Here is an 11,943-nt window from a genome sequence, read left to right as displayed (position 1 = left end):
TTCTCTATGTACTACTTAATTATTATTCAGAATTTTGAGGTTTGGATTAAGTTTAAAACATGGAACTTGTCAAAAGTCTATGTTAAATCCCTATTTTAATATTTGATAAAAAGTCTTACCATCTTTTTGATATTTATGGCCTCCCTTTTCAACAATAGCCTGTTCGGTAATCGCTAGTATTCTATCAACTATGTCTGAGATGGTGTTGTAATTAGGTAAATCATCTCTTGAGTAGTTAATGTATGTGTTATTAAATGGGACTTCCCATTTCCCTCTTGAGGGTAACTCTAAAAGTAGGTCTTCTGGAATGCCTTTTGTACCATTTATAACGCCTAATAAGCCTCCGCATGTGGCGGCTTGATTGTCACAATCATAGCCAGCACTTACAGATATGGCCACAGTTTTTAGGAAATCACCTTGTCCGTAAAGAATTGCCATTACTCCAGCCAAGCCATTAACTACTGAAGATAGGTAAGGGTCGGGAACCTTGAAGTCATCTACGTATTCATAGTAATTATCGTGAATTAGCTGGCGAGTAGTGTACCAGTCTTTGTGCTGCTTATGCCATTTTATTACGTCTAGTATACCTCTCTTGTATGGGCTGTTTGTAGGCAAACTATTGGCAGCTTGAGCTACTAATTTATTAACATCTTTCTCAAAAAAAGCTGCACTGTACATAACTGCGTATGCCTGAGTGGCATGCACAGCCCAGTCGTCACACATAATTTTGGCACCCCATTCGGCTCTTTCGGCAGCATGGTCTGGCATGCCAGGGTAGAAAACACTCCATATTTCATTAACCAACTGTGATGTGATTCTGTACCAGTGTGGGTTATTCTCTTTGTTTCCTGTTTTTGGAGGTAGCACTCCATCTTCCATCAAATCTCTTGCCCGTCTATTTGCCCCCCAAATAAACCTATTAATATGTGCTTTCCACATTTCAGTAATTTCACTGTAATTTATGTCTAGTCCATATTTTTCTACGGCATGCAGAGTAACAAATTCTATATCGGTGTCATCATCGCTCCAGGCTCCTCCCATTGCGTCGGCCATAATATCACCATGAGCACGTCTATCATTTTCATTCATGAGAAGGTTCTGCGTTTGAAGGTCTTTAATGGTGTAGTAGCGGTCAATTAGTATAGGAATAGGCTCTTCTTTATACGTATTTTCAAACGGAAATCCGATATAGTTACCAACTAGCTGACCTAAACAATACGCTTCTATTTTATCTCTAAGTTCCTGTTTCTCTATGGTTTGAACAGCTTGTCCAAAACTTGAGCTACCAGTAAGGATAATATGAATGCAGGTAAGAAGTAATAGTTTAGAAAAAGTAGCATTTGCTCTAGCTGGCAGAATTAGTGCAAAAGCCTTTTTGTTTAGTTTCATATTTCAATTTTTTAGAATTTAATACAAATTATATGTGGTGGTCTAAGAGAAGTTTAAAAGATAAATGCCGTCAATTTTGACGGCATTTATAACACTTAAATGACCATTTTTATTTTAAACTTAGGTATGACTAATATCCAGGGTTTTGAGGTTTTAGATTTGGATTTAGGTCAATCTCAGTTCTTGGTAATGGATAAAGATAATCTCTACTAGCGTCAAACTCAGGTCTTGGTTCTAATGAGTTAGCACCTTTAAAAACCTGCTCGCCTAGGTTTCTTCTTTTGATATCGTACCAGCGTTTCCACTCAAAAGCTAATTCAAGTCTTCTATCATCCAAAACTAAATCAATGAAATCAGCTTTGTTTAAAGTAGTAGGAACATCTTCGGGGAAGGCGTTTTGAACCCCGGCTTCGTTTCTAGCTCTTTCTCTGATTTGATTTAAATAGCCATACGCCTCTGCGTTTGGTCCAGAAATTTCTGCGGAAGCTTCTGCTGCAATAAGTAAAACTTCTGCATATCTGAAATCAGGATAGTTAAAGTCAGAGTATCTTCCATTTGACCCAGAGTTACCTGGGAACCTTCTCCATTTAGCAATGTGAGGTCTTGGGTCAGGGAATTCTGAATAAGGCACTACCTGACCGTCTATTTTTAAAGTATCCTCAAAGCTTACTCTTTTTCTGTAATCTCGGTTATCCCAAGTCTCATAGACCTTCATTGATGGCACCAAAACACCGTAACCTTGAACTAGGGGATGCCTTGTGCCCACCATAGGAGGCATACTGTCGTCATTGGCATTTCCTGAGTTAATTTGCCCTAAGAAATCAAATGCAAATATTGTTTCCTTTATTTGGTCGCCAAGTTCAGCTCTATAAAGGTCTTGAAAGTCGCTTTCTAGTCGGTAGCCAAATCTATCTTTATTGTCAATTACAAATTTGGCTTCATTATAAGCCATTTGATAATCTTGTAAGGTCAGATATACAGAAGCTAAATAACTGGCCGCAGTCCCAGCCGTTGGTCTTGTTCTTATATCATTAGGCTGCTTGTCAGGTAACCATTGCTTAGCATAATCCATGTCGGCAATAATCTTATTGTAGATTTCTGCTTCGGTAGTTTTGCTAACAGTTTTGACAGAACTAGGGTCATTAACAAACTGGTCAATGTACGGAAGGTCGCCAAAACACCTTACCAGATGGAAATAACTAAAGGCTCTCACAAATCTAGCTTCAGCTATCAATGGGTTTATTTCGTCTTCTGGTAGGTCCAAACTTAGAGCACCAGCTTCTGCTGAGTTAACGGCACTGATAACCTGAAACCAAATTGGCCAAAACCGTGCAACCATGCCGTTGCTGTCGTCCATTTTGAAGTCATTAATTTGGACTCTTTCAGGAGAGGTACTTCTATTACCAATGTCTACCATGTCACTTTTTAACATGATGGAGCCTTGAAATTGTCTTCCAAATATATTTTCAGAAGCTAGCCAGCTATAGGCACCAAAAATAGCACTTTCTACGTCGCTTTTGCTTTTGTAAAAGGCTTCAGGAGAGAGTAAGCCCACTGGGTTTTCTTCTAAGTCGGCACAAGAGAAACTTACGTTTACTAAAAGGCCAATTAATATGATTGTTATTAATTTTTTCATGTCTTTACTATTTATAAGCCTATGTTTAATCCTATGGTATATGACTTGGCATTTGGATAACTTCCGTAATCCAGACCAAGATTTCTGTTAGAACTACTTCCGCTTCCAGCAGAGTTATAGTTTACTTCTGGGTCATACCCTGGATACTTTGTGAATGTTAGGATGTTTTGAGCACTAGCATAAATTCTTACTTTACTCATTTTTAATTTGCTAGCTACACTTGCAGGTAAGTTATACCCTAGAGCTAGGTTCTTTAAACGAGCGTACGTGCCATCATAAACCCACCTTGTAGATACTCTTTGAGACCTGTTTGCAGACCTTACTGGAATGTCGGTGTCAGTGTTTGTGGGTGTCCATCTCTCTAAAGACCTGGTGGTAGAGTTATAACTACCGGCCATAGACTCTATTTCTAACAAAGAAAAACTCAATAGGTCGTTTCCGTAAGAACCTTGGAAAAACAGGCTAAGGTCAAAGTTTTTCCAGATGAAGTTACTGTTTAATCCCCAAATGAAATCAGGGTTTGGGTCGCCAACTATATCTCTATCATCAGAATTTAAAACACCATCAGGCTGCCCGGTTAAGAGGCCGTTGTTATCTTTTAAACCATCAATATCTCTGAATTTTTCTCCTCCGGCTATCTGTTCAAAACCACCACCAGGAAGAAATTCGTCTCCTTCTTGATAAACGCCATCATATACCCATCCAAAGAAGCTACCTACTGGGGCACCTACTCTTAGGATATTGGTATTTCCAAGGCCTACCATATGGCCGGGACCTGCTGCGTACTGAATATCTGAGCCTTCTGGTAATTCAAGTATTTCGTTTCTGTTGGCTGAGATGTTGAAATTTAAATCCCATTTAAATTCACCAGTTAATATTTTTGAATCTAAACCAAGTTCTATTCCTTTATTACCAACTTTACCTATGTTTTTTAGTTGAGTCTGATAACCAGAATATTGAGGAAGAGGAACAGCAAAAAGTAAATCTTTGGTTATTTTGGAATAATAATCTGCTGTTAAAACAAATCTATTGTTAGCAAAACTTATGTCAGTTCCTATGTCAAACTGGGTTGTGGTTTCCCAGGTTAGGTTATCATTTGCCACTGTGGTTGGTCTAACTGCATTTACTTGAGATCCATTCAGAATGGTAAATACCGGAGAGAAACGAGCTAAGGTTTGATATGGGCTAATGGCTTGATTTCCCGTTATACCATAACTAGTTCTGATTTTCCAAGAGGTAAATAGGTCAAAGTTTTGCATGAAGTCTTCATTCATGATATTCCATGCAAATGCTCCCGAAGGAAAGAAAGCCCACTTATTATTTTTGCTGAAATTAGAAGAACCGTCATATCGTCCGTTGAAAGTAAATAAATACTTATTGTCAAAACCATAATTAACGCGTCCAAAATAAGAAGATAGCTGCGTTCCTGATGTTCCAGAGTTAGGTGCTTGATATACAGAGCCAGCTCCCAAGTTCCAGTAAGAAAGTGCATCAGATATAAAGCCTTGACTTCTTCCTCCCCAGCCTTCACCGTTGGTTTTCTGATAGGAGTAACCTCCTAAGATATTTACATTGTGCCTCTCCGCAAAAGTTTTACTAAAAGTTAGGTAGTTTTCATTAATAATATTGGTGCTTTTACCGCCATTTACAGTAGCATTGCCACCTACATTTCTACCTGCATTTAAAGTTGTAGGTGTAAATGTAGCTGCCCGCGTATTGGTGGTTGATGCTCCCAAAGTAGTTCTGAATTTAAGCTCCTTCAATATTTCAAAATCTGCAGAGAAGTTCACTTGTATCCTATCCGCGATTGTTTCATTTTCTGGTTCTCTTGCTAAAGCATAAGGATTATCAATAGGGTCTCCTAAAAGGGCTGTAGTATAAGTTCCGTCAGGATTGAAAATATCTTGGTTTGGCATAAATCTAAAAGCAGACGAAACAACTCCTAGTCCTCCAGACCCCCCAGACCCTTCCTGGGTTACAATTCCATTTCTGGAACTTCGCTGAGCAAACATGTTCATCCCTATTTGGATTTTGTTGTTTACTTTAAAAGATAGGTTATTAGTAAGGGAGTATCTGTCAAAGTCAGAACCAATGATGATACCTTTTTGGTCAAAAATAGAACCTGATAGATAGTATTTTAGATTTTGATTTCCGCCAGAAAAAGATAGCTGATGGTTTTGAATTGCTCCAGTTCTGAACATTTGGTCTTGCCAGTCTGTGCTGCCACCCGGCGATACATAATCAGGATTAACCTCTTGAATGTAATCGGTAAATTGGTCTGCATCAAGGAGATCTAATCGGTTAATTTCATTTTGAGAAGAATAAGAAGTATTGAAATTAATCTGCGTTTTGCCTGCTTTCCCTTGCTTGGTAGTAATCATTACTACCCCATTAGCTCCTCTTGAACCATATATGGCTGTGGCAGAAGCATCTTTTAATATTTCAATAGAAGCAATATCTTCTGGTGGTGGCCACTGGCCTCCCACAAAACCATCAACCACAAAGATGGGGTCACTACTGGCGTTAATAGAAGAACTACCACGAACTCTTATCTTAAATGAAGCACCTGGGTCACCATTGTTTGAAGATATCTGAACGCCCGCTGCTCTACCTTGAAGGGCTTGGGTAATTCCACCAGCTGGGTATGCTGCTATTTCTTCTGCCTTAACGCTAGATACAGCACCTGTTAAATCTGATTTTTTTACGGTACCATAGCCTACCACCACTACATCTTCAAGTGTTTGTACGTCCGTTTTTAAAGTAATATCAATGGTGCTTTTGGTTCCTACTAGTACTTCTTGGCTTACATAACCCACAAAACTGAATATTAAAGTAGCCTTTTCATCAGGGACCGCTACTTTGTATTTGCCATCTGCATCAGAGGTTGTTCCAGTAAGACTACCTTTCAGAATAACAGAAACACCCGGAAGTGTTAAGTTATTTTCATCCTTTATAGTACCTGAAATTTCGAGTAAGGTTACCTGATTAGATAGTTTTTCTTTTGGCTCTTCTATTAAAAAAGTTTGTTTTTTTGAAAGCTTTTTTAGAAGTATCCTATTCTCTATAACCTCGTAACCTACTGAAACGGGCTTTAGGATATTGTCAAGTACATGAGAGAGTTTTGCTTTTTTTAGGTCAATAGATAAAAGTCTCCCTGGTTCTATTTTAGTACTATAAACAAACTTAACTTCTGCTTGTTTTTCTATTTGTTTAAGTACGTCTCGTAGTTCCTGCTTGTCTGTTTTTAAGGTAATAGTTCTATCTAAAACCTCTTGTGCACTCGATTCTTTAGCCGAGGCAAAACTTAATCCTATAAGTAAGAGAATAATCTGTAGACCAGTGATTTTCATAAACTTCCAGAGATGTTTTGGAATAGGTATCTTTTTTTTCATAGTTTTAAAAAGTTTTTTAATGATTAAGAAACTGAAATCGTATATGTTCGTGCGGTCAAAACATGAACAGTACACTTAAGTCGGAAATGTTCGTAGCATTTTCGGCTTATTTTTTTAACACCCTTCGCCATTTATAAATATGACAGACCCTCTCTGCTCATACGAGGAGTCTATCGATTTACAAATAAGCTCGAGCTGGGTAAACATGGTTAAATCGTTTAAATCTGCGGTGATTTTACATTCTTGTAATTTTGAGTTATTTATAACAAAATCAATTCCGTAGATAACAGAAAGCTGTGAGAGTACTTTATTTAAAGGTATGCTTGTGAAAACCAAGGCACTTGTCACCATTTTCTCTTTTTCCAAGGGCTTAGGGTTACTAACAATACTCTGTTCTATATTTTCTGACACCTCATCAAAAATCACTTTTTGATTAGGTGTGATTATGACGCCATTTTTCTTATTCTTGGTTGACTTCTTTTCATTGTAAACCGATACCTTGCCTGTAGCCACTTCTACCTCAACCTTACGCGTTTTTTTGTTATGCTTAACTTTGAAACTAGTGCCTAAAACTTCAGTTGTTAATTCGCCAGTATGAACTATAAATGGCCTAGTTACATCTCTTTCTACTTCAAAAAACGCTTCTCCCTTGAGATAAACTTCTCTTTTAGATTTATTAAAACCTTTACCATAAATCAGGCTGCTATTCTCTGAAAGCTCCACTACGGTGCCATCTTCTAATTTTACTTTTTCCTTTTTAAATGAGGTGTTTTTAAGCTCAATACCTTGTCTCTTGTTTTCTGAAAGTTGTGTCGCCTTTGTGCTGTTTAAATCAGGCGAGAAGTAAATAAAACCTAAAAGTAAAGTGGCGGCTATTCCGGCCGCAATAAATAATCTTTTAAGTGTAAATATCTTTTCTTGGTTTAAACCTTTATTGATGTTTTTCCAAATTCTTTTCTCTATTGCAAACTCCTCTACCTTACTCAAAGGTAGTTCTTCGTCATTTGGCTGTTGTTCCTGCCATTCGCTCAGGAACCTATCTTCCTCCTCACTGGTATTACCAGCTAGATATTTTTTTGATAAATCGTTAAACTCTTTAAGAGTCATAATTCAAGATTAGTTATAGTGATAAGCCTTCAAGTTTTCTTGAAGAAATTTCAATGATTTAGTGATATGGTATTCTACGGCTTTGGAGCTTAGGTTTAAATCTCCAGCAATCTGCTTTACCGACTGGTCTTCAAACCTACTTCGTTTAAAAATTTCGGCACTTTTTTCAGGAAGCCTGTCCAATACTTTTTCTACGGCTTTTGTCAATTCCAGATAATTAACAATGTTCTCGGTGTCGGAATGAACTTTTAGCTCTTGAAAAATCAAGTATTCTTGATATTTTCGATAGCTAATTTGTGATTTGATATAATCGTAAACTTTGTTTTTGATAGCGAGGGTTAAATAAAGGTCTAGCCTTTTAATTACCACGTCGTTTCTTCTTTTCCACAGGCTTAAGAAAATTTCCTGTACCAAACCTTCAGCCTCTTCCATTACACCTATATGGTGAAAGGCCACGCCCAATAATCTTTTCCAATACCGCTTATAGATTTCCTCAAAAGCCCATTTCTTGCTTTCAAAAAGGAAGCCTACCAACTCTTGGTCTTCTGTATTTTTAGAGCTCAACATTTTTTAAATTTCAACAGGTTTAGTTAAGAGTAGAACAAGTCCACCAAATCCCTAAATAATTTTATAAAATACTTGAAAAATTATCTTTTATAGCATTTAAGCTCTTTGAGCCACTGGTTTTAGGGGATGGTAAACTGGAGATATTCTTCTTTATTAAAGGTAGCCAAGGTTTAGAGCTTATTTCAGAATTATAAAAACTCTTTCTGTAAGTAGAAATAGTTTTGTCAATAAATACATTAATCGTATTATTACAATTAAGTAATAAAAAAACGAGATGGGCTTATCAAAAACAGAAATATTTACGGACCAAGAAAACGAAATAGCGGTACTTGCTAGAGCTATTGGTCACCCAGCCAGGGTCGCAATTTTACAGCATTTATTTAAAATTGACGCCTGCGTTTGTGGTGATTTGGTGAATGAAATAGGCCTTGCTCAAGCTACTATTTCTCAGCATTTGAAAGAATTAAAGAAGGTAGGGCTCATAAAGGGTAGTGTAGAAGGAACTAGCGTGTGTTACTGCATTGATTCTGAAAAATGGGCCAAAATGAAAGCCATCATGTTTGATTTTTTAGAACAAGATATCAGCAGTAAAACCTGCTGTTAAAAAAAATATTTATATAACAAACCAAAAATATACGATGTCATTATTTACTAAAATTAATCAAACCATTTCAACACTGAATGTTGAAACCATTTCCGCCTCACGTAAAGAGACGCTAAAGCCATTGATAGATTTTGTTCAGGTAAAGGTAAATGCTAATGAAGAAATACGACTGAACTTTATTTGTACTCATAACTCACGCAGAAGTCATTTATCTCAGGTTTGGGCACAAACATTGGCTCATCATTTTAATATAAAGCAGGTGTTTTCTTATTCTGGAGGAACAGAGGCTACGGCTCTTTTTCCAATGGCTGCAGAGACCTTAAAGAATACGGGCTTTCAGATTGAAACGCTTTCAAAAGGAGATAATCCGGTTTACAGTGTCAAGTATGATGCTAACCAACATCCAATAATTTGTTTTTCAAAGAAGCTTGATGCAGCTTTTAATCCAAAGTCGGCTTTTGCTGCCATTATGACTTGTTCTAGTGCAGATGGTGCCTGCCCTTTTATAGAAGGAGCAGAAAAGCGAATTCCTATAACTTTTGAAGATCCTAAAGCATTTGACAATACGCCTCAGCAAGCTGAAAAATATATGGAAAGAAGTTTACAAATAGCAACAGAATTATTTTACGTATTCTCTCAAATCCAAGCATAATATGGCACAAGCAAAGAAATTAAGCTTTCTAGACAGAAATCTAACCTTATGGATTTTTGTGGCAATGGGTGTGGGAGTAGCCATTGGTTATTTTGTTCCAACTTTCCCTGATATCATAAATTCATTTAGTAGCGGAAGTACTAATATTCCCATAGCTATAGGTCTAATATTGATGATGTATCCGCCTTTGGCAAAGGTGAATTATGCATTACTACCTAAGGTTTTCAAGAACACTAAAATCTTATCAATTTCACTTTTGCTAAACTGGGTAATAGGCCCAGTTTTAATGTTTCTATTAGCCATTACATTTTTGAGAGATTATCCTTCTTATATGGTGGGTCTTATTTTGATAGGCTTAGCTCGTTGTATTGCCATGGTGTTGGTTTGGAATGACCTAGCTGAAGGCAGCAATGAGTACGGAGCTGGATTGGTGGCATTGAATAGTGTTTTCCAAGTTTTTGCTTATAGCTTTTACGCATGGTTGTTTATTACGGTTCTTCCTCCATATTTCGGATTTGAAGGAGCCATAGTCGATATTTCTATTGGGACTATTGCGGAGAGCGTAGCCATTTACTTAGGTATTCCGTTTCTTCTGGGTATTTTAAGCAGATTCATTTTAGTGAAGTTAAAAGGAGAGAAATGGTATACTGAGAAGTTTATTCCAGCTATTTCACCTATGACTTTGGTCGCTTTATTATTCACCATCATCGTTATGTTTTCCTTAAAAGGGGAACTAATAGTAGAGATTCCAATGGATGTGGTAATTATAGCCGTTCCATTGCTTATTTATTTTACTTTGATGTTTATCATTGGATTTTTCCTGACCAAGGCCATGGGAGCATCTTATGATAAAACGGCTTCTGTAGCCTTCACGGCGGCAGGAAATAACTTTGAATTAGCTATAGCGGTGGCCATTGCAGTTTTTGGTTTGAATTCAGGTGAAGCTTTTGCTGGTGTAATTGGTCCCTTAGTAGAGGTGCCTGCTTTGATACTATTAGTTAGAGTTTCCTTTTGGTTAAGGAAAAAGTACTTTCCTACTATTACAACATAGGGGACTTTGCAAAACTTAGAACCTAGATGAAAACCACGTCATTTACCAAATCTTGACCCATTTCCTTATTAATGAGTGTGATGAGTTTTGATTTGGCTAAGACCAATTCTTGACGGAGTGGGGCAGAGGTAATTCTAAGAAAGAGCGTGCTACTTCTTATAAAGATTTTATCAGTCCTAGAAGCTATTGTTTGACCCATTATCTTTTGCCAAGAAGCTACTAGCTGGGTCTCGTTATATTTGGATTTTAAGTTAAAAGAATCCAGGAATGCATCTAGGGCATCCTTTAAAGGCATAGCTTGGCTATCTCTGGCGTTTCTTCTCACTTTATTATATTGATTCACTGTGTATGTAAGCTACAAAAAATACTTGGATATAAAAAGAAGAAGACCTGCTTACACTAGGCAAACAGGTCTTCAGCATGTGGGTTTACTTATTTTTTCTTACCGATGGCATTTTTCTCAAAAGTGAGTCTAGCTGCACCGCCAGTAGATATGGTTACAGTCTCATCGTCTGTAGCTACTACTTTACCATGAAGCCCGCCAGAAGTAACTACTTCGTCACCTGGTTTTAATTCGTTAACCATTTGTTGTTGTTCCTTCTGCTTTTTTTGTTGCGGTCTTATCATGAAGAAATACATAACAGCAAACATACCTGCCATTAATATTAAAAAACTATAATTTCCTGCTCCTGCGTCTGCTTGTAATAATACCATAGTGATTGTTATTCGGTTTTAAGGTTAATTTTCTAAAGGTTTTCAGAGTCGGTTTCTCCCGCTGCCTTATTTACTGTGGCAGTAAAAGAAAGTATTTCCGAAGGGTTTTGTGCATTTGAAAGCACAGAAACCGTTTTCTTATTGACACCTGGTTTACCTGTGCTGTTAAAGTTAATAACGATTTCGTCAGACTGACCTACGCCTACCATACCTATTGGTTTTGAAGCCACGGTACAGCCACAAGATACATTCACTGCTGTAATTTGAAGTGGGTCAGTTCCAGTGTTTGTAAACTTAAATGCATGCGATACTTGGTCACCTTCTGTGATGGTTCCAAAGTCATGCGATGGTGATTCAAAGCTAATTTTAGCATTTGAAAGCGAAGCCTCTTCTGATGAGCTTTCCTGGGTGGCTGTGGTATTGCATGAAAACAAAACCACACCCAAAAGTAAACTAGCTATATATTTCATGCTTTCGATTTAATTTGTGACATTAAATTTTCTACATCTTCCAGTAGTTTTTCTGCTTTTTGACGGGCTTCGTTCACTACTTTTTTTCCGTCAGCTTTTGCTTTGCTGTCTACATCTCCACCACCAGCCATTTCTATGGCTACCTCGTCACCTCTTTCTATAAGGTCGGCTATGAATTCTTCTAACTGGATACGATATTTCCCTAAAGTATCAGCCAGTTTGTCTCTTGTTACTTCTCCTTTTTCCGGAGCATATAAAATTCCAATAGCAGTTCCCGCTGCAAGACCCGCTATGAATGCTAAAAATGAACCTGACGATTTACTCATGATCTATTATTGATTTAGTGCTTAAAATTATCTTA

General features: G+C 37.4%; 12 protein-coding genes. 3 read left to right on the top strand and 9 right to left on the bottom strand.

Annotated features, from left to right (window positions below; all coding sequences use genetic code 11):
- Positions 1 to 90: 90 nt before the first annotated feature.
- The 5 genes from AADJ06_RS06015 to AADJ06_RS05995 form a co-directional block, all read right to left on the bottom strand.
- Positions 91 to 1,389, bottom strand: a complete 1,299-nt coding sequence (locus tag AADJ06_RS06015) for an ADP-ribosylglycohydrolase family protein (protein ID WP_341225505.1) — start codon at positions 1,387 to 1,389, stop codon at positions 91 to 93.
- A 130-nt stretch (positions 1,390 to 1,519) separates the two neighbouring features.
- The gene (locus AADJ06_RS06010) at positions 1,520 to 3,025 is read right to left on the bottom strand and encodes a RagB/SusD family nutrient uptake outer membrane protein (RefSeq protein ID WP_341225504.1); all 1,506 of its coding nucleotides are present in this window, start codon (positions 3,023 to 3,025) and stop codon (positions 1,520 to 1,522) included.
- 11 nt (positions 3,026 to 3,036) lie between these two features.
- Positions 3,037 to 6,417: a TonB-dependent receptor gene (locus tag AADJ06_RS06005; protein WP_341225503.1), complete on the bottom strand. Its 3,381-nt coding sequence runs from the start codon at positions 6,415 to 6,417 to the stop codon at positions 3,037 to 3,039.
- A 114-nt stretch (positions 6,418 to 6,531) separates the two neighbouring features.
- Positions 6,532 to 7,524, bottom strand: a complete 993-nt coding sequence (locus AADJ06_RS06000; protein ID WP_341225502.1) for a FecR family protein — start codon at positions 7,522 to 7,524, stop codon at positions 6,532 to 6,534.
- A gap of 9 nt (positions 7,525 to 7,533) precedes the next feature.
- Positions 7,534 to 8,091 (bottom strand): RNA polymerase sigma-70 factor, encoded by a 558-nt coding sequence (locus AADJ06_RS05995; RefSeq protein WP_341225501.1) that lies wholly within the window; start codon positions 8,089 to 8,091, stop codon positions 7,534 to 7,536.
- Positions 8,092 to 8,365: 274 nt separating this feature from the next.
- Here AADJ06_RS05995 and AADJ06_RS05990 point away from each other — a divergent pair, with 274 nt between their 5' ends.
- From AADJ06_RS05990 to arsB, 3 genes are read left to right on the top strand one after another with little or no spacing between them, the layout of a single operon-like run.
- On the top strand, positions 8,366 to 8,695 hold the full coding sequence (locus AADJ06_RS05990) for a metalloregulator ArsR/SmtB family transcription factor (RefSeq protein WP_341225500.1): 330 nt from the start codon (positions 8,366 to 8,368) through the stop codon (positions 8,693 to 8,695).
- A gap of 34 nt (positions 8,696 to 8,729) precedes the next feature.
- Positions 8,730 to 9,347: a protein-tyrosine-phosphatase gene (locus AADJ06_RS05985; RefSeq protein WP_341225499.1), complete on the top strand. Its 618-nt coding sequence runs from the start codon at positions 8,730 to 8,732 to the stop codon at positions 9,345 to 9,347.
- 1 nt (position 9,348) lies between these two features.
- The gene (arsB, locus tag AADJ06_RS05980) at positions 9,349 to 10,398 is read left to right on the top strand and encodes an ACR3 family arsenite efflux transporter (protein ID WP_341225498.1); all 1,050 of its coding nucleotides are present in this window, start codon (positions 9,349 to 9,351) and stop codon (positions 10,396 to 10,398) included.
- 22 nt (positions 10,399 to 10,420) lie between these two features.
- Here the strand turns inward: arsB and AADJ06_RS05975 are convergent, their stop codons facing one another.
- From AADJ06_RS05975 to AADJ06_RS05960, 4 genes are all read right to left on the bottom strand, one after another.
- Positions 10,421 to 10,723, bottom strand: coding sequence for a DUF721 domain-containing protein (locus AADJ06_RS05975; protein ID WP_341225497.1), 303 nt, complete (start codon positions 10,721 to 10,723; stop codon positions 10,421 to 10,423).
- A gap of 107 nt (positions 10,724 to 10,830) precedes the next feature.
- A complete protein-coding gene (yajC, locus tag AADJ06_RS05970; RefSeq protein ID WP_341225496.1) occupies positions 10,831 to 11,112 on the bottom strand; it encodes a preprotein translocase subunit YajC in 282 nt (93 codons plus the stop codon).
- A 32-nt stretch (positions 11,113 to 11,144) separates the two neighbouring features.
- Positions 11,145 to 11,582 (bottom strand): DUF1573 domain-containing protein, encoded by a 438-nt coding sequence (locus AADJ06_RS05965; protein WP_341225495.1) that lies wholly within the window; start codon positions 11,580 to 11,582, stop codon positions 11,145 to 11,147.
- The gene (locus tag AADJ06_RS05960; RefSeq protein WP_341225494.1) at positions 11,579 to 11,908 is read right to left on the bottom strand and encodes a YtxH domain-containing protein; all 330 of its coding nucleotides are present in this window, start codon (positions 11,906 to 11,908) and stop codon (positions 11,579 to 11,581) included. The genes AADJ06_RS05965 and AADJ06_RS05960 overlap by 4 nt, the downstream gene beginning before the upstream one ends.
- Between the last annotated feature and the right edge of the window lie 35 nt (positions 11,909 to 11,943).

It is taken from the genome of uncultured Arcticibacterium sp., assembly GCF_964021845.1.
Taxonomy (GTDB): domain Bacteria; phylum Bacteroidota; class Bacteroidia; order Cytophagales; family Spirosomataceae; genus Arcticibacterium.
Note: the sequence above shows the minus strand (reverse complement) of the source record. Positions and strands in the feature narration are given on the sequence as shown.

Excerpts from the sequence above, each read along its gene's own strand:
- AADJ06_RS06015 (WP_341225505.1), bottom strand. The coding sequence starts at position 1,389 with ATGAAACTAAACAAAAAGGCTTTTGCACTAATTCTGCCAGCTAGAGCA.
- AADJ06_RS06010 (WP_341225504.1), bottom strand. The coding sequence starts at position 3,025 with ATGAAAAAATTAATAACAATCATATTAATTGGCCTTTTAGTAAACGTA.
- AADJ06_RS06005 (WP_341225503.1), bottom strand. The coding sequence starts at position 6,417 with ATGAAAAAAAAGATACCTATTCCAAAACATCTCTGGAAGTTTATGAAA.
- AADJ06_RS06000 (WP_341225502.1), bottom strand. The coding sequence starts at position 7,524 with ATGACTCTTAAAGAGTTTAACGATTTATCAAAAAAATATCTAGCTGGT.
- AADJ06_RS05995 (WP_341225501.1), bottom strand. The coding sequence starts at position 8,091 with ATGTTGAGCTCTAAAAATACAGAAGACCAAGAGTTGGTAGGCTTCCTT.
- AADJ06_RS05990 (WP_341225500.1), top strand. The coding sequence starts at position 8,366 with ATGGGCTTATCAAAAACAGAAATATTTACGGACCAAGAAAACGAAATA.
- AADJ06_RS05985 (WP_341225499.1), top strand. The coding sequence starts at position 8,730 with ATGTCATTATTTACTAAAATTAATCAAACCATTTCAACACTGAATGTT.
- arsB (WP_341225498.1), top strand. The coding sequence starts at position 9,349 with ATGGCACAAGCAAAGAAATTAAGCTTTCTAGACAGAAATCTAACCTTA.
- yajC (WP_341225496.1), bottom strand. The coding sequence starts at position 11,112 with ATGGTATTATTACAAGCAGACGCAGGAGCAGGAAATTATAGTTTTTTA.
- AADJ06_RS05965 (WP_341225495.1), bottom strand. The coding sequence starts at position 11,582 with ATGAAATATATAGCTAGTTTACTTTTGGGTGTGGTTTTGTTTTCATGC.
- AADJ06_RS05960 (WP_341225494.1), bottom strand. The coding sequence starts at position 11,908 with ATGAGTAAATCGTCAGGTTCATTTTTAGCATTCATAGCGGGTCTTGCA.